Raw genomic sequence first — 24613 nt, 5'->3', positions numbered from 1 at the left:
TAAGATTAGTTAATTGAACTGATAGAAAGAAGATGGTTGAGCGAGAGGAGATTATGATTGAAAAAATTATTAACCCATTTTAAACTTGTTATCTTTTTAATGATAATTCGTGGTGCAATTGATATATTTGGAGATACAATTTTAAAAATTTTACGTTTAAAGGAAAATGAAGTAAAGGCAACCATTTTTACAACAAGTCTTGATCTTCTTGACTTTGTTTTCTTAATTTGGCTTTTTCTTATTGCCAAGGGAATTATTAACCGTTTACTTAAACAGGAGAAACAATATCGCAATATAATTGAATTATCTCCGGAAGCAATCATTATAAATGATTTTGATGAAAAGATTATTTATGCCAATCAAGCAGCAGTAGAGCTATTAGGGGTTTCAAATCATGTAGAATTGCTGGATTGTACATGGACAAACTTTATTCATCCTGAATCGTATAATCGAACAATGTTATCGATTCAGGATTTAAAAAGGAATCGAGGCGTGTTAAAGCATCAATTTAAAATGAATAGACCAAATGCAAAGTGCTTGGAGATTTGGGTAACCACCTCGATTATAGAATTTAACGGAAAGCCAGCAAGAGAACTTGTTATTCGTGATGTTACCGCTGAAAAAAAAGAAACAGAACATATAAAACAATTGGCTTTTCAGGATACCTTAACTTTATTACCAAATCGGCGTGCTTTTATGGATAAGCTTGATGAAATGATTGTTGATTCAAACAAGAAAAGCTTGTATTTTGCAGTTATGTTCATTGATTTAGATGGATTTAAAAAGGTTAATGATACATTAGGCCATGATAGTGGGGATTATTTATTGAAACAAGTAAGCGACCGCTTAAGTGATACAGTTAGGCAGAAGGATATGGTCGCAAGACTTGCAGGAGATGAATTTACAGTTCTTTTGCCTGGGGCAAACCAAAATGATTGTATTTTAATCGCAAAACGAATTATTGAGCGACTAAACCAATCCATTTCTATATCGGGCAAAAATGTGAAAATAACCCCAAGTATTGGAATTGCCATCTATCCAAAAGACGGTAAAGATGCAGAAACTCTAATGAAACAAGCCGATAGAGCCATGTATTTCGCAAAGCAGAACGGTAAAAATAATTATCATATTGCGAATGGTATTTACCAGCAATTTAGATAAAATTGGTAAGTTTCGACATTGATGTGATATGTATCACGATTTAAAACCGACAAAAATGATACATTTTAATAGTGTGAATTTTTAATTAATACTACTTTTTAATATTTTCGAGGTGGAAAACTGGAATGAAAGCAACAATTACAAGAAAAATGTATGCAGGCTTTGGAGCCATTATTCTCTTATTAATGATTATGGCCGGCTACGCCTATTATCAAATTACAGCAACAAAAAATACATATGAAAATCTCCTTGATAATCGTGTAGAAAAGATGAATTTGATTCGCGATATGCTGGAATCATCAAAAGAAATGGAACTGGGGAACCGCGGCTATTTACTTTTTGGTGATGAGGGGTCGCTAAATTCTTATGAGCAAGCAAAAAATAAATATATTGCATTAAGCAATAAGCTTGCATCGATGCTAAAACAGGGAAAAAATAAAAAGCTATTGCAGCAATTGGATCAATATGCAGACCAATATATACAAGTTGCTGAAAAAACAATAGCCCTTAAAAAAGCCAATAATCCTGAATATATAAGCACTATTTCAAATGAAGGACCGCCCATCGTAATGGCTATTCAGGTAAAAGCTCAAGAAATGGAAAAGTTCCAGTGGGAGGAACTTGCTAAAACGAGAGCAGATATTTTTAAAAAGGTGAACAGTACTAGATTAAATCTTTTAGTTTTAAGCATCTTTGTTCTCTTGCTAGGATGCGGTATTGCATTTTTTATTAGTAGGATGATTTCGAAGCCTGTTAAAAATATGGCCGTCATTGCAGAAAAGATTGCTGGCGGCGACCTGACGCAAGATGATATTGAAGTGAAAACAAAGGATGAAATTGCAGATTTAGCCCATGCTTTTAACGATATGACTCAAAATCTAAGAGAAGTCATTCAGCAATTGACCGCCAGTGCCGAGCAAGTAGCATCTGCTTCACAAGAATTAGAAGCTACAAGTGAACAGGCAACTGTTGCAACCGAGCATATCGCTTCCACCATTCAAGAAGTAGCAAACGGTTCGGAAATACAGGTAGAGAGTACGGGGCAAAGTGCTACCGCCATGGAAGAAGTATCGGTTGGAATTCAACGTATCGCTGAGTTTTCACTTGCTATCAGAGATTCAGCCCATGATGCCACTACTTTATCAGAGCAAGGAAATCAATTTATTCAAAATGCAATTGCACAGATGGATGAAATTGAACAAGAGACACAAAATACGATGGTAGCGATTAAGCAATTAACTACACTTTCCCTTGAAATAGGAACCATTATCGAAACTATTACTAATATCGCTGATCAAACGAATTTACTTGCATTAAATGCCGCCATTGAGGCGGCACGTGCCGGAGAGCATGGAAAAGGGTTTACGGTTGTCGCAGAGGAAGTACGTAAATTAGCTGAACAATCCCGCTCGTCTGCAGCACAAATTGTCGAGTTAATAAATGAGGTGCAAAAGGGCGCTGAAGCTGCAAATGAAGAAATGGAAAAAAGCACAAATGAAGTGGTTGTTGGAAAAAAAGTCATTCACCAGACAGGGGAGTCTTTCCAAAAAATCATGCATGCGGTTGAAGGAGTGAATCAGCAAATCCAAGAAATTTCTGCTACATCAGAGCAGCTTTCAGCCAATACGGAAGAGGTTGCGGCTTCTGTTGAACAATTAGCGGAGATTGCTAAAGATTCGTCCAAACAATCACAAAATGTAGCGGCATCTTCAGAAGAGCAATTAGCCTCTATGGAAGAAATCACTGCTTCCAGTGAATCATTAAGAAAGTTGGCGGAAGATTTACGCGGCATCGTAACAAAATTTAAAATTTAATAGAAACGAAAAAGGAGGATATACTCATGAAACAGCGTATGAATTATTATGAGCTGGCCCCTGAAGGATTAAAAATTATGATGGAAATGGAAAAGTACACAAAGACTACTGGGATTGATCGGAAACTGCGAGAACTGATCAAAATACGCGCATCCCAAATTAATGGTTGTGCATTTTGTTTAAATATGCATACAAGTGACGCTCGAAAAATGGGTGAAACGGAACAACGTTTATATTGTGTCAGCGCATGGAGAGAGTGTACATTTTATACAGATGCTGAAAAAGTCGCGTTAGAGCTAACGGAGCACATTACATTAATTCCAACTATGCGTGTCCCTGAAGAGCTATATAACCGTGTATGTGCACATTTCAATGAAAAGGAGTATGTTGATTTAGTATTAATTATTAACCAAATTAATAGCTGGAATCGTATTTCAATTGCAATGGGGAATTTTGCAACTGTGAATGAAGAAAGCTAAGAAATTGCTTACAAGTAGAGGCTGACTTTTATGTCAGTCTCTTTTGATAACATTAATTTTTAGCTACAAGGGAGGAATTGTGATGAAAATTGCCATTTTATCGGATATCCATGAGGGGATTAACCGAAAAAGAACGCAAACAGATATTATGTTTCTATTAAAAAAGTGGCTTGCTGCCCACCAACCAGATGTTTTTATCATAAGTGGGGATATGACAGCGGGGCCTGAAAAAAGTATGAACCTTCTAAATCAATTGCAAAGTGAATGTCCGCAAACAAAAGTGTTATTTGTCCATGGTAACCATGATATTTATTATGAAGATTCAGTGAATGCCTATGAAACACTACTTACATTTCCAGGTAATCTTGGAAATGGTCCAATCGAACTGGATGATCAATGGGTAGTGATTGGTGATGGTGGGTGGTATGACTATACATTCGGTATGAAGGAATTTACAGGGGAGCAATTTGCCATAGGCACGTTTGGTGACTTTACTTGGCCGGACAAGACTTATGCTCATTGGTCAGTGGATGACCGGAAAGTGACGACCCATTTTGCTGATAAAATTGAGAAATGGCTGCAAGAATATCAAGGGAAAAATATTATCATGGTTACACATGTAGTTCCATTTTTACATTTTATTCAATGTAAAGGAGATCCAAGTTGGGATTTTTTCAATGCTATGATGGGCAGCGAATGTTTTGGCGAATTGGCAGAAAAATACGGTGTGAAAAAATATATTTTTGGCCATATTCATACGAGATACCATGAACACTATAAAGGGATTGAAATGATTTGCAACCCACTAGGCTATTACCCACATGAATGGAATCATACTTCACCGGAAGAAGAAATAGACTCTACCATTAAGATCATTGAAATCTGACAACTGGAAATAAAATGACAAAAGAGAATGTGCGATAAATTAATATTTATAAAAAGGCTTGCATCGACAGCAAGCTTTTTTTGTTAATTTTTCTATATTCAAAAAACTATTTTACAGTAGTAAAGTCCTACTATATAATGAACTCAGAAAACATGTTAGTAAACAATAAAAATAAGGTACATATGGGGGCAATAGATAATTTCCAAGGTGAATGGGAAATGTCAATTGCGAGAACGGGGGATAAAATGTTAACGCTAACAATTAGAAAAAAGCTAATAACCGTCATACTACTTTTATTAGCAATACCAAGCCTTGTAATTGGTTTTATTGGGTACGAAATATCAAAGAGTCATCTAGAAGTGCAGGGAGAAGAGAAGTTAGAGAACAATGTAAGTATGGCTATTGAAATGATTAATCTTTTAAATAAGGATGTTGAAAGTGGAAGCCTATCACTTGGAGAGGCACAGGAACGTTTTAGGTCTGCCATTCTAGGGGAGAAACAAGAAAATGGTATACGTCCGATTAATAAGAATATTGATATGGGCGAATTCGGTTATATGTTCGCAACTGATCAACATGGAACACTTTTGGCACATCCAACAAAAGAAGGCACTAACATTTGGGATTCTAAAGATTCAAATGGCGTTTTCTATATTCAAGACTTGGTTAAACAGGGGGACAAAGGGGGAGGCTTTACTTATTATGAGTTTCCATTGCCAACCGACCCTAACAAAATTGAGGATAAGATCACTTATACGGAAAAGGATCCACATTGGGGATGGTACATTTCTGCTGGGAATTATATGAGTGATTATAATAGCGGCGCCAATGAAGTTTTATATACTCTATTTATTGCTCTCGGGATTGCGCTTTTATTAGGGGCTGTGATTACTTATCTTTTTGCAAACTCATTTTCAAAACCGATTATTGAGATCGCGAATACAGCGGAAAAAATCGCTGGCGGGGATTTAACAATCGAACTTGTCAATGTGAAAAATAAAGATGAAATTGGTGTTTTGGGACGCGCTTTTAATAATATGGCTGCCAATCTAAAACAAGTAATCTACCAAATTAGCAGCAGTGCGGAAACAGTAGCTGCTTCATCCGAAGAATTGCATGCAACAAGCAATCAAGCGACAGAGGCAACAGAACAAATTGCTGCTGCCATTCAAGAAGTAGCTAGTGGTGCAGAAACAACTGTTTCCGGTACAGAACAAAGCGCCATGGCAATGGAAGAAATCTCAATTGGAATCCAAAGAATTGCCGGGACTTCCACTACTGTGAAGGATTCTGCGCAGGAAGCAGCAAATCTATCACAACAAGGAAATCAGTCAATCCATCAAGCAATTCAACAAATGGATACCATTGAAAAAGGGACACAGAATACAATGACTGCCATTAATCAATTAACTGAACTTTCAAAGGAAATTGGTAATATTATTGAAGTGATTACTACAATTGCCGATCAAACGAATTTACTTGCCTTAAATGCAGCGATTGAAGCAGCCCGCGCCGGCGAACATGGGAAAGGCTTTACCGTTGTTGCAGATGAGGTAAGAAAGTTGGCGGAACAATCCCGAACATCTGCCACTCAGATTGTTGCCTTAATTCAAGAAGTACAAAAAGGTACTGAAGCTGCTAGACAGGATATGGATGAAAGTTCGAAAGAAGTTGCGGTTGGTAAAAAGGTTATACATCAAACTGGCGAAGTTTTTAGACAAATTTTGCATGCTGTCGAACAAGTGAATACACAAATTCAAGAGGTATCAGCTACGTCTGAACAAATTTCAGCAAATACTGAAGAAGTGGCAGCCTCCGTGGAACAGTTAACTCAAATAGCAAAAGAATCATCAGGAAAAACGCAAACTGTAGCTGCTTCCTCAGAAGAGCAGCTAGCTTCGATGGAGGAAATCACTGCATCCAGTGAAACATTAAGCAAGCTGGCGCAAGACCTGCAAGAGATTGTTACAAAGTTTAAAATTTAAAACCGACTAAGTTAGTTGACTTTTTAGTAGACAAATTTATAAAAGAATTATATTATAATAATTGGTAATAGTAAGCATATATTTCCATTATGGAAATAGAGTTTTTTGCAATAGAAAAAAGATAAAATATAAATTCTAAAGCAATCTCCGAAACGGCAAACCTATTGAAAGGTAGGGACGCAAAGCTACGGGCCTAAGGTTAATAACTATGGTCGCCGGGTTTCCGAAAAGATGGTTCAAGGAAAACCACCTTTTATGAGGTGGTTTTATTTTTTAGTTAGGATTGCGAAAAATGTCATATTATCTGGAAGATAAATTCCAATAGAATTTTTACTGGAGTGAAGAGAATGAGAAGTAGCTTAATAGAGAAACAGATGACATTTAGTTTGCCATTTCAACAAGATGAACAGTGCTTTCATATGTTTCAACCCATTTACCAATTGGAAGCTGGCCAATGCTATGGCTATGAGGCTTTATTACGTTCAAATAGCTATAATCCGCTAACATTATTTAAAATGGCTGAGGAAAAGCAGCATAAAAGTAATTTAGACTTGCTTTCTGCGCAAAATTCAATTCAGGCTTTCTCAAAATCAGCGAAAAATAATGATTGCCTCTTATTTATTAATTTATTTCCTTCGACGCTGATCCATTCATCCTGTACATATTTATATGATTTTATTAAACTGAATCCTGTTACAGCCTATAATCGGATTGTGATTGAAATCAGTGAATCAGAGTCTCTTGATGACCTTCATAAGTTTACAGAAACGGTTCTATCTCTAAAAAAGGCTGGATACCTTATTGCCATAGACGATGTTGGAGCGGGAACATCATCATTAACAAAATTAACGGTGGCGTGTCCTGATATTATAAAAATTGATAGGTGGTTTGCACATAGGTTGTCAGAATCAAAAGAAAAGCAAGATATTATAAAAAGATTTATGCGTTTTTGCGGGAATGATATTCAAATTGTGTTGGAGGGCATTGAAACACGTGAGGATTTAGAAGCAGCTAAATCATTAGGATTAGTGTTTGGCCAAGGTTATTATTTAGGAATCCCGGCCCCCCTTTAATTACTAAATTAACTAAACTTAACCAATAAATATTTTTATTTATGTTGTTTTTTGTCGGAAATAATTATACGATTATACTGATTTGTTCGATAGTTTTAAGGATTTATGTAGGGGGGTTGTTATGAAAAGAAAAAAGAGACTATTTTCTAATAGTATTCGGACCAAATTTACTGTCTCATTTTTACTCGTTTCTTTAATTCCTTTGTTAATTGTCTCATTATTAGTCGGAAATTTGAGCAGTAAAATTAACATTGTGAAAGAAAAAGAATCGATGCACGGACTCGCCTTGAGTAAAGCGCAAGCTGTGGATGAATGGTTTCGTTCACAAATGGCGGAGCTTCAATTGGTTGCTGAGACAGAAACTGTTAAGTCAATGGACAATAAACGGATTTTCCCATTCATTACAATTGTAAATGATCGTTCAGATGTATTTGAAACAAATTTTGTCATTGACACGAATGGTACGGTCATATCGCACACAAGTCCAAAAAGTATCGGTGCTGATTACAGTGACCGCTCTTATGTCCAAAAAGGGTTAAAGGGTGAATCTTCTTTCTCTGAAGTTCTCGTTTCTAAAGCAACAGGAAACCGAATTGTTGTTGTTGCAACACCAATTAAAGACAATAATGGCAATGTTATTGGTGTGTTGGCAGGTTCTGCAAATTTTGAAGTGTTAGTTGATACCTTTCTAAAAGAAGGGATGAAGGATTCGGCCTCAATCACTTTAGTAGATGCGGAGAAACGGGTGCAGGTTGCCGCTGAACAAGATGAAATAGGAACATTACTTGATGAGGTTAATCTTAATCAAGATTATAAAACTGCTTTGGGAAAGAGTTTACTGGAATCCGGCATTTCATCCTTTAATGGCTCCAATGGTCAGTACTTATTAGCCTTTGCGCCAATTAAAACCGTTGGTTATGGATTAAGCATCAGTATGCCAGCAGATATTGTTTTGGCAGATTCTGAGAGTGTTCAAAAACTTACGAATCTAATCATTGTGATATCATCGATTGTAATTATTATCCTTGCTTATATCATCACTACAAAGTTAACAAAACCGATTCTATCTGTATCAGAAGGAATGAGAGCGGTTGCTAACGGTGATTTAACTACAAAGCAGTTGGATGTAAAGACAGATGATGAAATTGGAAGGCTCGCTGAAAGCTTTAATGAAATGGTCATTAATATGAAGCAAATCATCGAGACAGTTGCTGGAGCAGCCGATCAGGTTTCCGCGTCTTCAGAAGAATTAACAGCTAGTGCTGAACATACCAATGTTGCAACGGAGCAGGTATCGGATTCCGTGCAGGAAGTGGCTAGTAACGCTGAGAAACAAAAGTATGAGGTGGAACACAATGCCCGTGCTCTTGATGAAGTTTCTGGTGGAGTTCATCGCATTGTGGAGAGTTCTAAAAAAGTGTATGAGCTTGCACATCATACAACGGCACTTGCTGAAATTGGCGGCCAATCTGTCGCTGATACGGTAAATCAAATGAATTCTATTCATGGGTCTGTAAATGAATCAAATGCGATGATTGAATCATTGTATGAGCGTTCGCGGGAAGTGAGCTCGATTTTGGATGTTATTACAGGCATAGCCGACCAAACCAATCTTCTTGCTCTAAATGCGGCTATTGAAGCAGCGAGAGCAGGGGAGCATGGCAGAGGGTTTGCTGTCGTAGCTGACGAGGTCCGTAAACTAGCCGAGCAATCGCAGCAATCCGCTAAGGAAATACTCGCTATTGTCGACGGAATCCAAAAAGACACAGAAAGCTCAGTACAAATTATGGCTCGTGTGATGGATGATGTAAAAGTAGGGGTTAAAGTATCGAATGAAGCAATCGAGAAGTTTGACCAAATCCTCCAGAGCACGAAAGAGATTACACCGCAAATGGAAGAAGTGTCTGTAATTGCGCAGCAAATGTCTGCTGCGGTTAAAGAAGTAACGGCTACAATCAATGATTTAGCTGTGATTGCTAAAGACAATTCGGTCACTGCTGAAGAAGTGGCGGCCTCAACGGAGGAGCAGATGGCATCTATGCAGGAAATTACGGCTGCAGCTAATACACTATCTGAAAAAGCAGAGGAATTAACGCTAGTCATCTTAAAGTTTAAGTATAATAGATAAAAAATAGGCTGACTCAAACGGGAGCCAGCCTATTTGTCTTTCATTTTCTTAATTTTTTCTACAGCTTCAAGGACAATTTTTTGTTCCTTTTCATTGTAAGATTCAAATTTTTTTTTATCATTGTAATACTTACTTAAAAATTCATCGATAAAGGCTTTGTCATCATCATTTAAGTCGCTAAAGGATGTTCTGTTGGCGATATTAATAATTTGGGCATTATCGTCCATAAGCTCTGTGTTAATGGCTTTCGATGACGAACCTACACTACAACCAGTTAATAAAATGGAAAGAAAAATAATCCAAAATAATGACTTCATGCTAAACCCCCACTTTCTATGTTTATTATATACATGTTTTATTTCAGAAAGGTTTGAACATAATGTGAATTATTTTTCTTCAAAGATATTGTGTGATACAATAATTTTTGACTTTTCTTACCTGTTTTTTTAAAGTAAAATAACTATGTAAATAAATGGGGTTATGGACAACAGGAAATTTTTCTGCATGGATGAACAATATGTAAAAAAGGAGAGAGATTATGGAAAAAATATTAATTCTCGGTCATAAAAATCCAGATACAGATTCAATCTGTTCTGCCATTGCTTATAATGACTTGAAAACAAAATTAGGATTTAATACAGAAGCTGTGCGTTTAGGAAACATTAACGGTGAGACTCAATTTGCCCTTGACCAATTTGGATTTAAAGCGCCACGTTTAGTGGAAGCAGTAGCTCCTGAGGTAAGCACAGTTATTTTAGTAGACCATAACGAGCGTCAGCAAAGCGCTAATGATATTGCGGAGGTTCGTATTGCTGAAGTAATCGACCATCACCGTGTAGCCAACTTCGAAACAAAGGATCCTTTATATTTCCGTGTGGAGCCAGTCGGCTGTACAGCTACTATTTTAAATAAAATGTACAAGGAAAATGGCATTGCAATTGAAAAAGAAATCGCAGGACTTATGCTTTCAGCGATTATTTCCGATTCACTTTTATTTAAATCACCAACATGCACACAACAGGATATCGATGCAGCGAAAGAACTAGCAGCGATTGCCAGTGTTGATGCTGATGAATATGGCTTAGCGATGTTAAAAGCAGGAGCTGATTTAAGCGATAAAACTGCTGCTGAATTAATCCTACTTGATTCTAAAGAGTTTCCAATGGGGAATGCCAAAGTACAAGTAGCGCAAGTAAATGCAATTGATCCAATGGATATTCTAGTTCGTCAACAAGAATTAGAAGAAGCAATGACTGCTTATATTAATGAGAAAAATTTAGATTTATTCGTATTAGTTGTTACCGATATTTTAAAGAGCGATTCAATCGCACTTGCACTTGGTGGGGCAACGGAGAATGTAGAACAAGCCTTTAATGTAAAGTTAAATAATAATTTAGCTACTCTAAAAGGTGTTGTATCACGCAAGAAGCAAATCGTTCCTCAGCTTACAGAAAGCTTCACCAGTAAACAAACAATCTGATTCTGATAAATAAAAAATAGAAGTTCACCAAAAGGTGAGCTTCTATTTTTATTTATCTTTTTTTCTTTTTGGAAAGATCTTCGAATTTTACTTTTTTCACTTTTTCTTGAATGACCTGGACATGAAAAGTTCTTTCGTCAATCATAAGGACATTGGAAACATTGCTTTTCCTGCCTTTAATTTTCAAATTTTCACCGACAGCAGGCACACGACTAAGCAGTTGACTTAACAATAAGGTTTTGTCTTCGTAATAATGAACGGTGTACATGTAAGTCTCACCTACTTTATATGGGATTACTTCCTCCATATAAAATATATGATGACCATTGTAAAATTTGCCTTATCTTTATTCGATGATTTGAACTATTTCAGATACTTCTTTGCGGGCTAATCTTTTTGGTGTTTCTTGCGGATATCCGAGAGCAACAACCATATTCACTGTTTTTTCAGCTTCGATATGTAAATAGTCACGGAGTCTGTCTTCTGCCAGTAAGACAGGTCCTGTCATTGGGCATGTCCCAAGACCTTTTGCGTAAGCGGCTAGCATTAAGTTTTGTGTTGCCAAGCAGCTGCTTTTAATTCCTTCTTCACGCCATACTTCATCTGGTACAAGATTAATTGGATCAAAAACTTTTTCCCTGAATTTTGATTGATATGGTGTTGCTAAGCAAATAATTAACACAGGTGCATCAGAAAATGCAGTTGCATAGGGACCAAATGATTTGAGCAGCATTTTGGCAGGTCTTTCAAACCCGTGCTCTTCGGCTACCTTTGCTTTTTCACGTAAAGCATCCCATGTCATTTCTTCAATTTTCTTTATTTTTTCCTTATCTTTAATGACGATAAATTCCCAAGTTTGTGAGTTTGTATCGCTGGGGGCGTAGCGTGCACAATCTATTAAATCAAGAATATCTTCGTTCGCTACTTCTTTATCCTCATATTTTCGAACACTTCTTCTACCTAATAGTATCTCTTTAAACTGACTGTATTCCATAAAAGCCTCCATCAACAAAAAATAGTAACAATGCTACCTTATCAAAAAAAAGCCTCCATCTCAATGTTTAATTACAGTAAGATGGAGAACATGTTTGACTAAACCTTATGAAACCTTCGACTGTTCAAGGGAAACGACTGTTTTTTTCACATTCGCTTCCTTACCTGGAATCAAGTTAAAGATAATATTTAAAACAATCGCAGTTAAACTACCAGCAACGATTCCGTTGCTAGTCAAAATTTGCATGGCTTGCGGCAATTTCCCGAATAGTTCCGGAACAGTTGTTACACCTAAGCCCATACCAACGGAGCAAGCTATTATTAATAGATTTCCTTGAACATCGAAGCTAACATTACTTAACATTTTAATGCCATAAGCGACAACCATACCGAACATGGCCACCATTGCACCGCCAAGTACTGGAGCTGGGATAATGGTTGTAATGGCTGCAATTTTTGGAACTAAACCTAGTACGACAAGAATAAAGCCTGCTGTAAATATAGTATTTTTCGATTTAACACCAGATAGCTGTACGAGGCCAACGTTTTGTGAATAAGCAGTATAGGGTAGGGAGTTGAAAATACCACCAAGTAAAATCGCCAAGCCTTCTGCGCGGTAGCCTCTCGCTAAGTCTTTTTGTGTCAGCTTCTCACCGCAAATATTACTTAGAGCAAGGTAAACACCTGTTGATTCTATTAAACTCACAATATTAACGAGTGTCATGGTAAGGATTGGCGTCAAATCAAATGTTGGTGACCCGAAGTAAAAGGGATGAACCATGTGTACCCATGATGCTTCTCCAACCTTTGAAAAATCGACTAGACCCATAAAAGCAGCGATGATTGTGCCGATGATCATACCTATTAAAATCGAGATGGAGCGTATAAAACCAGTAAAGAATTTATTCAAAAGTAAAATAATTGCCAATACGCCAAATGATAGCATTAAAAATTTAGGATCACCGAAATCTTCATTGCCTTGGCCTCCAGCCATATTTTGTATTGCGGTAGGTATCAATGTAATTCCAATAATCGTAACAACGGACCCTGTGACAATTGGTGGGAAGAATTTAATCAATTTGCCGAAATACTTGGAAATGACAACGACAATGAGTCCAGAAGCGATAATCGCTCCATACATTGAAGTAATTCCATATTGACCACCGATCGCAATCATTGGGCCTACGGCTGTGAACGTACAGCCAAGCATAATAGGGAGCCCAATCCCAAAAAAACGATTCTTCCAAACTTGGAATAGTGTAGCGACACCACTCGCTAATAGATCGATAGAGACAAGATAGGTTAATTGTGTGAAAGATAATCCTAAGGCCCCGCCGACAATAAGCGGAACAATGACTGCACCGGCGTACATTGCCAGTACATGCTGAAAGCCGAGTGAGAATGTTTTTAAACTGTTTTTCATAAAAACCTCCATCAATTTTTTACAAAGGTGTAATGTTGAATTGCAATTTAGCGAATGAAAAGATTGTTAAATCGATACGAGTTGTTCATTTACAAAAGTGACTCTGCCATTTTCTAAGGATTGGATGCGTGCAAGTGATTCTAGGCGATAACCTTTACCTTCAATAAGCTTAGCTCCAACCTGAAATGATTTCTCAATAACAATGCCAACGCCGGCAACTTTGGCGCCTGCTTGTTCTACCAAATCGATAAGTCCAAGTGCTGCTTGGCCATTAGCAAGAAAATCATCGATAATTAAAACCGTATCTGTTTTTAGAAGATAGTCTTTTGAAACTGTAATTTCATTTGTTTCTTGTTTTGTATAAGAATAGACGCTTGAACTATATAAATTCTCGCTGGCCGTAAGGGGCTTTCTCTTACGGGCAAAAAGAACGGGGACCTCGAATTCCAATGCCGTCATAATAGCTGGGGCAATTCCAGATGATTCTATTGTTAAGATTTTCGTGATGCCTTCTTGTTGAAACCTTCTTGCAAACTCTTCACCAATTCTCTTCATTAAAATTGGATCCATTTGGTGGTTAATAAAGGAATCAACTTTTAATACATTGTTGGGCAGTACAATACCTTCGCGGTGGATTTTTTCTTGTAATTCTTGCATATATTTTCTCCTTTCAAATAGAAAAAGCCCAAAACAGTGTTCTCTGTAATCGAGTAAGCAACTGTTTTGGGCTATAGTTTCTAGAAACCTTTTCCGAATAAAATTGGTTCCGAAACAAAACCGGCTTACTCGTAGTCGGACTATTAATGGTAATCCGGTAGAAACTTGCTGGCCATATCCCAGCGATTATACGAGCTATTCTTATATAATTTTATGAATGTAATTGGATTATATCGTAGAAGAATAATCTTGAAAAGAGTTTTTTGAAAAAAACGAACAAAACAAATTTATTTTCTGTTATTGTTCGCTTTTGGCAGATGGGCTCAATGATGCTATAACTTGTTGGAAAAATGGATTATACTATATAGTTAGAGTATGGTATTAAGTTATTAAAAAGGAGTTGCATAATCAGTTGAGTCATCCAGAAAACGAATACTTACAAATGTGCAGACACATTTTGGATAATGGGGTAAAAAAAGAAGATCGAACGGGGACAGGGACATATTCTGTGTTTGGTTATCAAATGCGGTTTGATATAAAGGAGGGCTTTCCTCTTTTAACTACAAAGAGAATCCCTTTTCGCCTTATCGTAAGTGAACTACTTTGGTTTATTAAGGGCGACACGAATATCCGCTACCTGCTACAGCACGATAATAATATATGGAATGAATGGGCCTTCAAAAATTGGGTGGAGAGCAGTGAGTACCAAGGTCCGGACATGACTGATTTTGGCCGCAAGAGCCTTCAGGATGAAAAGTTCAACGAGCTCTACGAAAAAGAGATGGACAAGTTTAAAGAGCGCATACTAGCTGATGATAAATTTGCGGGAGAATACGGGGAACTAGGCCCTGTATACGGCAAACAATGGCGCCAATGGGAGACTGCTCGCGGAGAGACCATCGATCAGCTCAAAAATGTGGTCGAGGAAATTAAGCGAAATCCTGATAGCCGCCGGCTTCTCATTGTGGCCTATAATCCTGGTGAGGTTACCGGAATGGCACTGCCGCCATGTCATAGCTTATTCCAATTTTACGTCGCGGAGGGGAGACTTAGCTGTCAGCTGTATCAACGTTCAGGCGACGCTTTTCTAGGTGTGCCTTTCAACATTGCCAGTTATGCCTTGTTAACCCATTTAATTGCTCAGGAGTGTGGGCTTGAGGTAGGGGAATTTGTTCACACATTAGGCGATGCACATATTTATACAAATCATGTTGAGCAGGTTAAAACTCAACTTAGTAGAGAACCTAGACCTTTTCCTTCTATAAAATTAAATCAAAATATTAAGTCCATATTTGATTTTGAAGTAAGCGATATTGAAATAGCAGGATATGAACCACATCCAACTATTAAAGCGCCGGTCGCTGTATAAAACGAAAAAGCCAGTGTATTCACTGGCTTTTTCGTTTTATGCATTTATAGTGTTGCTTTTCATTTGAATTCACAACTATAATGAGGATAATGGGTCTATTTCCGCTTTTTTGGCGGAAGTCATGTTTTCAAAATATCGTCAAGGTTGTGAATGAATGGTAGGTCATTTAACTTACTTATTGGAACATTATGGGTACTTTGGAATAATTTTTATTTTAATTTTTGGTATTGTTGGCATACCTCTTCCAGATGAATTCTTGCTTACTTACATTGGGTATAATGTCTATGAAGGAAAATTATCCTATATTCTATCTTTAGGAAGCGCGTACATCGGGACTATCCTCGGAATAACGTTTAGCTATCTATTAGGAGTTAAATTAGGAGCACCGTTTTTGCATAAGTTTGGTCCTAAATTTCATTTAACAGAAAAAAAAATAGAAAATACACATCGGCTCTTTGAAAGGTTCGGCCCTTATTTATTGTTTATAGGCTATTTCATTCCGGGCGTTCGCCATGTAACGGCCTATCTTGCCGGTATTAACGCGATGTCCTATCGAAAGTTTGCTTTATTTGCTTATGGAGGTGCTATCCTTTGGGGATTTACTTTTATAACAATAGGTCGTATTTTAGGAGTAAATTGGCATCGGGTGGAATATATGATTAGCCAGTATCGGGGGTATTTCATTCTTCTAATCATAATTGCTGCGATCATCGCTATATACATCTACATCAGAAAAGGGAAGAAAACAAATATAGAGAAAGAAAGTGGAGGTTCCTAATGATTTCAATCGTAGTCGCTATGGACAAAAATAAAGTGATTGGCAAAGATAATCAGCTTCCATGGCATTTGCCAGCTGATTTAGCTTTTTTTAAAAAAATCACAATGGGCAAAGCTATTGTGATGGGAAGAAAAACGTATGAATCAATTGGAAAACCATTGCCTGGAAGACAAAATATTATTTTGACTAGAAATAAGGATTACGCGGCACTAGGATGTACGGTTATTCATAGTGTTGATGATATTTTTGCTTTGGAACAAAAGGAACCAACTGAAATATGTGTAATTGGCGGTGCGGAGATTTTTAAAGAAGTATTAGCGGTTGCTGATCGCTTGTATATCACGATGATTGACAATGAATTTTCGGGAGACACCTATTTTCCACCTTACGATGAAACGGATTGGGCACTGATTACTAGAGAAAAAGGGCCAAAAGATGAAAAAAATCCTTATGATTACTATTTTACAGTTTATGAAAAACTGAAGTAAATCTAACAATCTTTCCTTTGCATGGTAATGAATGCGTTTTCTGATTACTCGAAAATTTTAATAGTTTTGAAAATAAATGTTTCAGCTTTTCAAAACATGTTATAATGGAAGGAACATAATCGTTGACAACAAGTTTTTAGAAAGAAGGATTATCAAAGATGGAAGGTACAGAGGTTATGAAGAAAGTGCAAATCGAAGATATCACTATTGCAAACCATGCATTGAAGGATATTGTTACACATACGCCATTACAAAGAAATGCGATTCTATCTGAAAGATATCAATGCAATGTCTATTTAAAAAGGGAAGATTTACAAAGTGTGCGCTCCTTTAAAATTCGTGGCGCCTATAATAAAATTCAAAGCTTAACCGAGGAAGAGCGAAAAAGAGGCGTTGTCTGCGCCAGTGCCGGCAACCATGCCCAAGGTGTTGCCTATTCTTGCAATGCCTTAAAAATTAAAGGTAAAATTTTCATGCCATCGACCACACCTCGCCAAAAAATTAATTCTGTTAAGCGTTTTGGCGGTGAGTATGTAGAAACTGTCTTAATTGGTGACACATTTGATGATTCTTCAGCGAAGGCGATGGAATGCTGTAAAGAAGAAGGCAAAGTATTTATCCACCCATTTGATGATCCACATGTTATCGCTGGACAGGGGACACTTGCGATGGAGTTTATGAATGATATTGAAGAAGAGGTTGACTTTGTCTTCGCAGGTATTGGCGGTGGTGGCCTAATCTCTGGTGTTGGTACGTATGTGAAGGCAGTTTCACCGCAAACACAAATCATTGGTGTGGAGCCTGAAGGCGCACCATCCATGAAAATTTCCCTAGATCATCAGGAAGTAGTTACACTTGATAAAATTGATAGCTTTGTTGATGGAGCCGCAGTAAAAACTGTAGGGGAAATGGACTTTGCTATTTGTAAGGATATTTTATCAGGAATTACCGTTGTTCCTGAGGGAAAAGTTTGTACGACAATCCTTGAGCTTTATAATGAAAGTGCAATTGTTGTAGAGCCTGCTGGTGCTTTGGCCATTGCGGCACTTGATTTTAATAAAGATAAAATTAAAGGAAAAACGGTTGTTTGTATCGTCAGTGGTGGAAATAACGATATTAGTAGAATGCAAGAGATGAAAGAAAAGTCGCTCATCTATGAAGGGTTAATGCATTATTTCCTTGTCAATTTCCCACAGCGTGCCGGTGCGTTGCGTGAATTCCTTGATGAAGTATTAGGTCCTGATGATGACATTACTCGTTTTGAATATACGAGGAAAAATAATAAAGATAATGGTCCTGCACTTGTAGGTTTGGAACTCAAAAATCGTGCAGACTATGAACCACTCATCGGCCGGATGAATAAGAAAGGCTTTAAATATAAAGAGCTTAATAAAGACATGGATTTGTTTAATTTATTAATTTGATTATTTCCAAAGGGGCTTACAGATTGCTGTAGGTCTCTTTTTTTTTTGGCAAAGAAAAAGAGGATGAAAAAAATGTCGAAATTTCGTCGAATTTTCTGCGGTTTCAGCATGGGGAAAAGTAGTTTAATTGATATTGTAATATTAAAATAACTTTTTGGAATATTTTCCAATTAACTTTATGTGATTTTCCTAACAGTATGAAAAGATTGAATGTAATAGAATAAGATACCGTGACAAGTATTTATTTACTTATTTTATTTATGAAAGGGGTGTTACGCATGGGTCGAAAATCATGCCCTGAGGAATATCCTATCACACTATATGTAAATGGTCAGAGTCTTGCAACCTATCAACTAACAAATCAGGATTTAGAGGATTGGGCAGTAGGCTATTTGTTTTCTGAAGCCATCATCGACTCAACTAGTGATCTTAAAAGCATAAGAGTGGATGAATCTCGAGGCAGGATCGCAGTAGAAACCGTGGGTGTTTTTGACATGAAGGAGTTTCGTGAGAAGCAACTGAATTTTTCTGCTGGGTGTGGGAGAGGGATTACCTTTTTTTCTATGACAGATGTGAAAAGATTCGCAAAAGTGAAAACGAATCGGGCGGTTTCGCTTACCTATTTGTTGAAAAAGCGGCATGAATTTGCCGTCAATTCACCACTTTATTTAGAAACCGGTGGGATGCACGGAGCCTGCATTGTTGATCGTGAAGGGCATATTTATGTGAAAGAAGATATTGGCAGGCATAATGCTGTTGATAAAATTATCGGATTTGCACTTCGTCGTAATATGATTCCGGAAGACCTCATTTTACTTACAACGGGGCGGATTTCCTATGAAATGCTTTCAAAGGCGGCAAGATTTGGTTTTGGTATCGTTGGCTCAAGAACAGCTGCCACCAAACAAGCTGTTCAACTAGCAAACTATTTAAACGTAGAGGTAATCGGTTACATAAGAGGGAAAATGATTAACGTGTACACGTCCTGTGGCCGTGTGTTAAATGATCTGAATGATAAGGTGGCAGGAGAACATTAATTGGCATTAAAGTCGCCCATTTCATTGTACGAGATGGCAGACTTTAAATGATAGAATGAAAGGGGAAGTTTAGATGGCAGAGTTAACACGGAGACAGTTTTTAAAATTGTCCGGAGCGACAGCCGCAACCTTGGCCATTGTCGAACTTGGATTTAATGAAAAAGAAGTAAAAGCATATTCTCGGCAATTTAAGCTTGCTAAAGCAACAGTTACGCCGACAATTTGCTGTTATTGTGCAGTAGGCTGCGGAATTCTTGTACATACGAAAAACAATCATGTTGTCTTTACAGAGGGTGATCCGGATCATCCAATCAATGAAGGGACGCTTTGCAGTAAAGGGACCAATATACGGCAAGTATATGAATCTGACAGGCGCATCACAAAACCGCTTTACCGCGCTCCAGGCAGCAGCAAGTGGGAGGAAAAGTCTTGGGAATGGATGTATGAAAGAATTGCCCTAAAGGTGAAAGAGACTCGTGACAAAACATTTATAACTCACGATAATGGCATGCCTGTTAATCGAACAGAAGCCATTGCTTGTCTTGGCGGGGCCGCTTTGGACAACGAAGAGGACTATTTGCTTGCAAAATTGATGAGAGGGCTTGGGTTAACGTATATTGAACACCAAGCACGTATATGACATAGCTCTACGGTTGCCGGTCTGGCACCTTCTTTTGGACGTGGAGCAATGACAAATCACTGGAATGATATCCAGTATTCTGATTGTGTATTAATGATGGGTTCAAATCCTGCTGAAAATCACCCGATAAGTTTCCGCTGGATTTTAAAGGCGAAGGAAAATGGCGGAAAAATTGTATCAGTTGATCCGCGATTTACACGCAGTTCAGCAAAAGCGGATATCTACGCACCACTACGTTCCGGTACTGATATCGCTTTTATCGGTGGTTTAATGAACTATGCAATCGAAAACAATCTCTATCATAAAGACTACATTGTGAAGTATACCAACGCTTCCTTCATTCTTGATGATGGCTATGATTTTCACGATGGCTTATTTAGCGGTTATGATGAAAAAGTGCGCAAATATGATCAAGCAACATGGGGATTTAAGAAGGATGCTACAGGGACTATTTTAAAGGATGAAACACTTGAAAATCCGCGCTCTGTATTCCAAGTGATGAAAAAACATTATTCCCGTTATGATCTTGACACCGTTACATCTGTAACAGGAACACCGAAAGAGAATTTCCTAGAAGTAGCGAAGGCTTTTTGCGGTACTGGTAAACCGGGAAAATCGGGTACGATTATGTACGCGATGGGCGGAACCCAATCGACACATGGTTCGCAAAATGTTCGTGCATACGCGATTATCCAATTGTTGTTAGGGAATATTGGTCTCCCTGGCGGCGGTGTTAATGCCCTCCGCGGTGAGTCCAATGTACAAGGCTCAACAGACTTTGGGCTTTTATATCATAATATCACAGGTTATTTAAATACGCCGATTGCCAACGATAAAATGGCAACACTTGCTGCTTATCTTGAAAGTGAGACACCAAAATCGGGCTATTATGTTAATAAGCCGAAATTTTTTGTCAGCTACTTAAAAGCGATGTATGGAGAAAAGGCGACAGCCCAGAATGAATTTTGCTATCAGTACCACCCGAAAGTTAAAGAAGGCAAAAACTATTCCTATATGGGGCTTTTTGATGACATGTACGATGACAAGTTGAAAGGTTTATTCTTGTTTGGTCAAAATCCAGTTGTTGGTTCTCCGAATGCAACGAAGTCCCACGAAGCATTAAGTAAATTAGATTGGATGGTGACAATTGACCTTTTTGAGACTGAAACATCAATTTTTTGGAAAAAAGAGGCCGGCAAAAATCCTGCTGAAATTAATACGGAAGTATTTTTCTTGCCTGCTTGCAGTTCCTATGAAAAAGAAGGTACCATTACGAATTCCGGGCGCTGGATGCAATACCGTTGGCAAGCGATTAAGCCAAAAGGGAATTCCAAAGGGGATTTAGAAATTATCTATTCTTTGGGACGGAAATTAAAACTACTTTACAAAAATGACGGTTCGTCCCTTGCTGCTCCGTTTAATGCTTTCACATGGAATTATGGGGAACATGACCACCCTGATATTGATCTCGTACAGAGGGAAATCAACGGTTTTGACACAAAAACAGGCAAACTTATTCCTGGTTTTGGAAAGCTCGCTGATGATGGATCAACGGCTTGTGGAAACTGGATTTACTGCGGTTTTTACCCTGAAGAAGGCAAAAACTTATCAAAAGCTCGTGATAATAAAGATACGGGCATGAATAATTTCTTAAATTGGTCTTTTGCGTGGCCAATGAACCGCCGTATTCTTTATAATCGCTGCTCTGCTGACTACAATGGGAAGCCATGGTCAGACAATAAAAAGGTAATCTGGTGGGACGGCTTGAAACAAGAATGGACAGGCTATGATGTTCCGGATTTTGTAAAAACACAGCGTCCAAATGAAGAAGCAGGGCTAAATCCATTTATCATGAATGCATCAGGTGTCGGCCAGCTGTTTGCAAATTTAAAAGATGGCCCACTGCCGGAGCATTATGAGCCATATGAAAGCCCGATTCCAAATCCATTTTCAAGTGTTGAAGTTAGTCCGGTAGCGGCGATGTTCAGTAAAAAGCGCAACAAGAAAGGCAATCCAAAGGATTTTCCAATCGTGGCTACGACCTATCGCGTCAGTGAACATTGGCAATCAGGTTCTATGACTCGCAACCAAGCATATCTCGCCGAGCTCATGCCGCATATGTTTATAGAAATAAGCGAAGAACTAGCTAAAGAAAAAGGCATTAAGAATAAGGATCGAGTGATTATCAAATCAGCGCGGGCTGAAATCGAAGCCTATGCCCTTGTTACGAAACGCTTTAAGCCGTATACGATAAAAGGGAAGAAAGTACACCATATCGGCATGCCATGGAACTATGGTTTTAATGGTATTGCAACTGGTGCTTCTGCCAATGATTTAACAAGTTATGTAGGGGATGCTAATTCACAAATTCCGGAATATAAAGCGTTCCTTTGTGATGTAAGGAGGGCTTAAACGTGACAGAATATGTGAAATATGTCGATGTAACAAAATGTGATGGCTGCCGCGCTTGTATGGTTGCCTGTAAAAGCTGGAATGACCTTGAAGCTGAACCGGAAGATTTCAATGGGACAATCCAATCCCACAAGACATTAACAGCGAATACATGGAATTTGATTACCTATCAAGAAAAAGAAACAAATGGCCGCTTTGAGTGGCTTTTCCGCCACAAATCCTGCTTGCATTGCACAGATGCAGGCTGTGAAAAGGTTTGTCCGGAAGATGCAATCAGCTATACAGAATATGGTTCGGTTGTCGTCAACTACGATAAATGTGTGGGCTGTGGTTATTGCGTGGAAGGTTGTCCATTTGATGTCATCCAGCTTACCCACTATATTGATGAAAAAGGGAAAGAGCAGCGTCGTGCTCAAAAATGTACATTATGTACAGACCGTCTCGATGAAGGCTTACAACCTGCTTGTGTCAACTCTTGCCACACCGATGCCTTAATGTTTGGCGAAAAGGATGACATGCTTGCCCTTGCCGAGAAACGCCTAAAAGAAGTGAAAGAACGCTATCCGAAAGCGAATATTTATAATCCAGCAGGTGTAAAGGGAACACATACGATTTATTTGCTGGCTGAGGACCCGGAATTTTATGATTTACCAAAGAGCCCGAAAGTGCCAACATCAGCAAAAGTATGGAAGGATTATGCCCAACCAATTGGAAAAGCATTATTAGGTGTAACAACAATGGCTGTAATTGGTAGTATGGTCTCTAATAAATTCTTAAATCCGTATCATGGGGGAGGCGATTCTGATGAGCAAAAGTAGTGAACGCATGGTTAAACGTTTTGGCTTGCCGTTTCGCGTGGCCCATTGGATTGTAGCGTTTTCATTTTTGGCGCTGTATATCACCGCGTTACCGATGTATACGGAGTTCTTTGACTGGCTTTGGCCAATCTTAGGCGGTCCGGCCAATGCACGTCTTTTGCACAGAATTTTTGGAGTCACCTTGATGGTTCCGCTTTTCATTATGCTTTTCTTAGATCCAAAGGCATTGTTCCATTGGCTTAAGAGTGCCTTTACTTGGCACAAGCATGATTTTCAATTTTTTCCAGCATTCGCTTTTGAATTTTTTGGGAAGCACAAGGAAATTCCGAAGCAGGACTTTTATAATGCCGGTGAAAAACTGAACTCCGTACTTCAATTATTTTGCGGGATTGGCATAGTCGGATCAGGAATCATCATTTGGAATACAGGCTGGTTTCCAAATTGGCTTGTAGACATAGGCTACCCTGTTCATGCTATCTGCGTTGGGCTTTCAATCGCTGTTGTTGTTGGACATGCATATTTGGGTACTTTTGCCCCTGACGGATGGAAAGCATTTCGTGGCATGGTTAAAGGGGAAGTACCTGAAGAGTGGGCAGAGCGTCACCATGGTCGTTGGGTTGATGATATAAAGCAAGAAGAAAAGAAAAATCCGCTAAAAGGTGCTTAATAATAAAACAGTAAAATATCTATTTTTGATAAGTGTCTGGCATCTAAAAATTTACGGTGCCCGGCACTTTTCCATTCTAGAATAAAATGTCTTAAAAAAATAAAGAGGTGGAGCAAATGTCTGTTATTAATCAAGAGTATGTCAATCTTCAAAAAGAACTACTAGAAAAACAATCAGGATGGCAAAAGGAAATCAGCGCTGAAATTAATTTTATCAATAATGCGGTTAAAAATAAAAATATTCCTCTGATTGAACAGTTAGATGTCAATGTGTCAATCGAAAAGTATAGAGAATGGATTTTACAATTGCTTCAACTATTATCGACAAGACATCCTGCTTTAGAAGAAGATATGAAAAAAGTGGAAAAGATGATAAATGATGAAATCGTGGCACGATGGGCAGAAGAAGTACTTTCCTTTAATGATGTTTATTTTTGTGCGATTGCTAGAGAGCATGGCGTAAGTGAATGGATTCCCCAGTTTTTGGCTGAACACGCGATTCGCCCTTATCTTCGTCAACTTGCAGCAGTTTACCAGGATATTTTTACAAATACAACAGATGCTGGTACATGTCCATGTTGCGGCGAACCAGTTCGACTTGCCAGATTAGAAGGGAAGGTTGGCAAAAAAGTTCTTTATTGTCCACGTTGTAATGCCTCTTGGCAAGAGAAGCGCACGAAATGCTCGCATTGCGGCAAAGATCATGATGAAAAAATGGTTTACTTTCACCTCGAAAATGATCCTTCACAGCAATTGTATATTTGCAACAATTGTCATGGCTATGTAAAAGTAATCGATGCGAAAGAGAGAATTCAGAAAGAAGAACCTGCTCTACTAGACTTACAAACAATTCATTTAGATATCATGGCACAGGATTATCACACAGAAAAGGGGTATTAGCA

The 24613-nt window shown here is 38.1% G+C and carries 22 protein-coding genes and 2 riboswitches; of the genes, 17 read left to right on the top strand and 5 right to left on the bottom strand.

Annotated elements, in window-relative coordinates:
- Window positions 1-57: 57 nt before the first annotated feature.
- The 7 genes from ACNQFZ_RS01945 (at window position 58) to ACNQFZ_RS01915 (ending at window position 9526) form a co-directional block, all read left to right on the top strand.
- Window positions 58-1161: a diguanylate cyclase domain-containing protein gene (locus tag ACNQFZ_RS01945; protein WP_458413688.1), complete on the top strand. Its 1104-nt coding sequence runs from the start codon at window positions 58-60 to the stop codon at window positions 1159-1161.
- A gap of 125 nt (window positions 1162-1286) precedes the next feature.
- Window positions 1287-2975: a methyl-accepting chemotaxis protein gene (locus tag ACNQFZ_RS01940; RefSeq protein ID WP_458413687.1), complete on the top strand. Its 1689-nt coding sequence runs from the start codon at window positions 1287-1289 to the stop codon at window positions 2973-2975.
- 26 nt (window positions 2976-3001) lie between these two features.
- Entirely contained in the window at window positions 3002-3454 is a 453-nt protein-coding gene (locus ACNQFZ_RS01935) for a carboxymuconolactone decarboxylase family protein (protein ID WP_458413686.1), read from the top strand.
- Window positions 3455-3536: 82 nt separating this feature from the next.
- The gene (locus tag ACNQFZ_RS01930) at window positions 3537-4340 is read left to right on the top strand and encodes a metallophosphoesterase (protein WP_458413685.1); all 804 of its coding nucleotides are present in this window, start codon (window positions 3537-3539) and stop codon (window positions 4338-4340) included.
- Between the two features lie 218 nt (window positions 4341-4558).
- The gene (locus ACNQFZ_RS01925) at window positions 4559-6325 is read left to right on the top strand and encodes a methyl-accepting chemotaxis protein (protein WP_458413684.1); all 1767 of its coding nucleotides are present in this window, start codon (window positions 4559-4561) and stop codon (window positions 6323-6325) included.
- A 144-nt stretch (window positions 6326-6469) separates the two neighbouring features.
- Window positions 6470-6553: riboswitch (cyclic di-GMP riboswitch) on the top strand.
- A gap of 119 nt (window positions 6554-6672) precedes the next feature.
- The gene (locus ACNQFZ_RS01920) at window positions 6673-7398 is read left to right on the top strand and encodes an EAL domain-containing protein (RefSeq protein ID WP_458413683.1); all 726 of its coding nucleotides are present in this window, start codon (window positions 6673-6675) and stop codon (window positions 7396-7398) included.
- A 121-nt stretch (window positions 7399-7519) separates the two neighbouring features.
- Window positions 7520-9526 carry a methyl-accepting chemotaxis protein gene (locus tag ACNQFZ_RS01915; RefSeq protein ID WP_458413682.1) on the top strand — a complete coding sequence of 669 codons (2007 nt, stop codon included), beginning with the start codon at window positions 7520-7522 and terminating at the stop codon, window positions 9524-9526.
- 29 nt (window positions 9527-9555) lie between these two features.
- On the opposite strand, the gene ACNQFZ_RS01910 is transcribed toward ACNQFZ_RS01915, so the two are convergent.
- A complete protein-coding gene (locus tag ACNQFZ_RS01910; protein WP_458413681.1) occupies window positions 9556-9843 on the bottom strand; it encodes a hypothetical protein in 288 nt (95 codons plus the stop codon).
- Window positions 9844-10064: 221 nt separating this feature from the next.
- Here ACNQFZ_RS01910 and ACNQFZ_RS01905 point away from each other — a divergent pair, with 221 nt between their 5' ends.
- Entirely contained in the window at window positions 10065-11006 is a 942-nt protein-coding gene (locus ACNQFZ_RS01905) for a manganese-dependent inorganic pyrophosphatase (protein WP_458413680.1), read from the top strand.
- A 52-nt stretch (window positions 11007-11058) separates the two neighbouring features.
- Here the strand turns inward: ACNQFZ_RS01905 and ACNQFZ_RS01900 are convergent, their stop codons facing one another.
- The 4 genes from ACNQFZ_RS01900 to ACNQFZ_RS01885 all read right to left on the bottom strand — a co-directional run bounded on the left by ACNQFZ_RS01900 (window position 11059) and on the right by ACNQFZ_RS01885 (window position 14079).
- Complete coding sequence (locus tag ACNQFZ_RS01900; protein ID WP_458413679.1) at window positions 11059-11274, bottom strand: hypothetical protein; 216 nt, start codon at window positions 11272-11274, stop codon at window positions 11059-11061.
- A 78-nt stretch (window positions 11275-11352) separates the two neighbouring features.
- A complete protein-coding gene (locus ACNQFZ_RS01895; RefSeq protein ID WP_458413678.1) occupies window positions 11353-12000 on the bottom strand; it encodes a nitroreductase family protein in 648 nt (215 codons plus the stop codon).
- A gap of 105 nt (window positions 12001-12105) precedes the next feature.
- Window positions 12106-13422, bottom strand: coding sequence for a nucleobase:cation symporter-2 family protein (locus tag ACNQFZ_RS01890; RefSeq protein ID WP_458413677.1), 1317 nt, complete (start codon window positions 13420-13422; stop codon window positions 12106-12108).
- Between the two features lie 66 nt (window positions 13423-13488).
- Window positions 13489-14079, bottom strand: a complete 591-nt coding sequence (locus ACNQFZ_RS01885) for a xanthine phosphoribosyltransferase (RefSeq protein WP_458413676.1) — start codon at window positions 14077-14079, stop codon at window positions 13489-13491.
- Window positions 14080-14191: 112 nt separating this feature from the next.
- A riboswitch (purine riboswitch) is annotated at window positions 14192-14293 on the bottom strand.
- Between the two features lie 198 nt (window positions 14294-14491).
- On the opposite strand from ACNQFZ_RS01885, the gene ACNQFZ_RS01880 reads away from it, so the two are divergent.
- The 9 genes from ACNQFZ_RS01880 (at window position 14492) to ACNQFZ_RS01840 (ending at window position 24611) form a co-directional block, all read left to right on the top strand.
- Window positions 14492-15448, top strand: coding sequence for a thymidylate synthase (locus ACNQFZ_RS01880; RefSeq protein WP_458413675.1), 957 nt, complete (start codon window positions 14492-14494; stop codon window positions 15446-15448).
- Between the two features lie 154 nt (window positions 15449-15602).
- Entirely contained in the window at window positions 15603-16226 is a 624-nt protein-coding gene (locus ACNQFZ_RS01875; RefSeq protein ID WP_458413674.1) for a DedA family protein, read from the top strand.
- Window positions 16226-16714: a dihydrofolate reductase gene (locus tag ACNQFZ_RS01870; RefSeq protein ID WP_458413673.1), complete on the top strand. Its 489-nt coding sequence runs from the start codon at window positions 16226-16228 to the stop codon at window positions 16712-16714. Before ACNQFZ_RS01875 ends, ACNQFZ_RS01870 begins: the two co-directional genes overlap by 1 nt.
- A gap of 158 nt (window positions 16715-16872) precedes the next feature.
- On the top strand, window positions 16873-18138 hold the full coding sequence (gene ilvA / locus ACNQFZ_RS01865) for a threonine ammonia-lyase IlvA (protein ID WP_458413672.1): 1266 nt from the start codon (window positions 16873-16875) through the stop codon (window positions 18136-18138).
- A gap of 278 nt (window positions 18139-18416) precedes the next feature.
- Complete coding sequence (fdhD, locus tag ACNQFZ_RS01860; protein ID WP_458413671.1) at window positions 18417-19175, top strand: formate dehydrogenase accessory sulfurtransferase FdhD; 759 nt, start codon at window positions 18417-18419, stop codon at window positions 19173-19175.
- Window positions 19176-19248: 73 nt separating this feature from the next.
- Window positions 19249-22227 (top strand): formate dehydrogenase-N subunit alpha, encoded by a 2979-nt coding sequence (gene fdnG / locus ACNQFZ_RS01855; protein WP_458413670.1) that lies wholly within the window; start codon window positions 19249-19251, stop codon window positions 22225-22227.
- 2 nt (window positions 22228-22229) lie between these two features.
- Window positions 22230-23045, top strand: coding sequence for a 4Fe-4S dicluster domain-containing protein (locus ACNQFZ_RS01850; RefSeq protein ID WP_458413669.1), 816 nt, complete (start codon window positions 22230-22232; stop codon window positions 23043-23045).
- On the top strand, window positions 23032-23712 hold the full coding sequence (locus ACNQFZ_RS01845; protein WP_458413668.1) for a formate dehydrogenase subunit gamma: 681 nt from the start codon (window positions 23032-23034) through the stop codon (window positions 23710-23712). Before ACNQFZ_RS01850 ends, ACNQFZ_RS01845 begins: the two co-directional genes overlap by 14 nt.
- A 116-nt stretch (window positions 23713-23828) precedes the next feature.
- Window positions 23829-24611: a formate dehydrogenase accessory protein FdhE gene (locus ACNQFZ_RS01840; protein ID WP_458413667.1), complete on the top strand. Its 783-nt coding sequence runs from the start codon at window positions 23829-23831 to the stop codon at window positions 24609-24611.
- Window positions 24612-24613 lie beyond the last annotated feature (2 nt).

Source organism: Schinkia acidoalkalinis (genome assembly GCF_054301215.1).
This window is presented reverse-complemented; position numbering and strand designations above follow the sequence as displayed.

Bases quoted from the DNA above. Each gene is read 5' to 3' on its own strand.
- ACNQFZ_RS01930 (WP_458413685.1), top strand. From the start codon at position 3,537: ATGAAAATTGCCATTTTATCGGATATCCATGAGGGGATTAACCGAAAA.
- ACNQFZ_RS01900 (WP_458413679.1), bottom strand. From the start codon at position 11,274: ATGTACACCGTTCATTATTACGAAGACAAAACCTTATTGTTAAGTCAA.
- ACNQFZ_RS01890 (WP_458413677.1), bottom strand. From the start codon at position 13,422: ATGAAAAACAGTTTAAAAACATTCTCACTCGGCTTTCAGCATGTACTG.
- ACNQFZ_RS01935 (WP_458413686.1), top strand. From the start codon at position 3,002: ATGAAACAGCGTATGAATTATTATGAGCTGGCCCCTGAAGGATTAAAA.
- ACNQFZ_RS01845 (WP_458413668.1), top strand. From the start codon at position 23,032: ATGAGCAAAAGTAGTGAACGCATGGTTAAACGTTTTGGCTTGCCGTTT.
- ACNQFZ_RS01895 (WP_458413678.1), bottom strand. From the start codon at position 12,000: ATGGAATACAGTCAGTTTAAAGAGATACTATTAGGTAGAAGAAGTGTT.
- ACNQFZ_RS01905 (WP_458413680.1), top strand. From the start codon at position 10,065: ATGGAAAAAATATTAATTCTCGGTCATAAAAATCCAGATACAGATTCA.
- ACNQFZ_RS01910 (WP_458413681.1), bottom strand. From the start codon at position 9,843: ATGAAGTCATTATTTTGGATTATTTTTCTTTCCATTTTATTAACTGGT.
- ACNQFZ_RS01925 (WP_458413684.1), top strand. From the start codon at position 4,559: ATGTCAATTGCGAGAACGGGGGATAAAATGTTAACGCTAACAATTAGA.
- fdhD (WP_458413671.1), top strand. From the start codon at position 18,417: ATGGGTCGAAAATCATGCCCTGAGGAATATCCTATCACACTATATGTA.
- ACNQFZ_RS01940 (WP_458413687.1), top strand. From the start codon at position 1,287: ATGAAAGCAACAATTACAAGAAAAATGTATGCAGGCTTTGGAGCCATT.
- ACNQFZ_RS01870 (WP_458413673.1), top strand. From the start codon at position 16,226: ATGATTTCAATCGTAGTCGCTATGGACAAAAATAAAGTGATTGGCAAA.
- ACNQFZ_RS01920 (WP_458413683.1), top strand. From the start codon at position 6,673: ATGAGAAGTAGCTTAATAGAGAAACAGATGACATTTAGTTTGCCATTT.
- ACNQFZ_RS01885 (WP_458413676.1), bottom strand. From the start codon at position 14,079: ATGCAAGAATTACAAGAAAAAATCCACCGCGAAGGTATTGTACTGCCC.
- ACNQFZ_RS01875 (WP_458413674.1), top strand. From the start codon at position 15,603: ATGGTAGGTCATTTAACTTACTTATTGGAACATTATGGGTACTTTGGA.
- ACNQFZ_RS01840 (WP_458413667.1), top strand. From the start codon at position 23,829: ATGTCTGTTATTAATCAAGAGTATGTCAATCTTCAAAAAGAACTACTA.
- ACNQFZ_RS01915 (WP_458413682.1), top strand. From the start codon at position 7,520: ATGAAAAGAAAAAAGAGACTATTTTCTAATAGTATTCGGACCAAATTT.
- ilvA (WP_458413672.1), top strand. From the start codon at position 16,873: ATGGAAGGTACAGAGGTTATGAAGAAAGTGCAAATCGAAGATATCACT.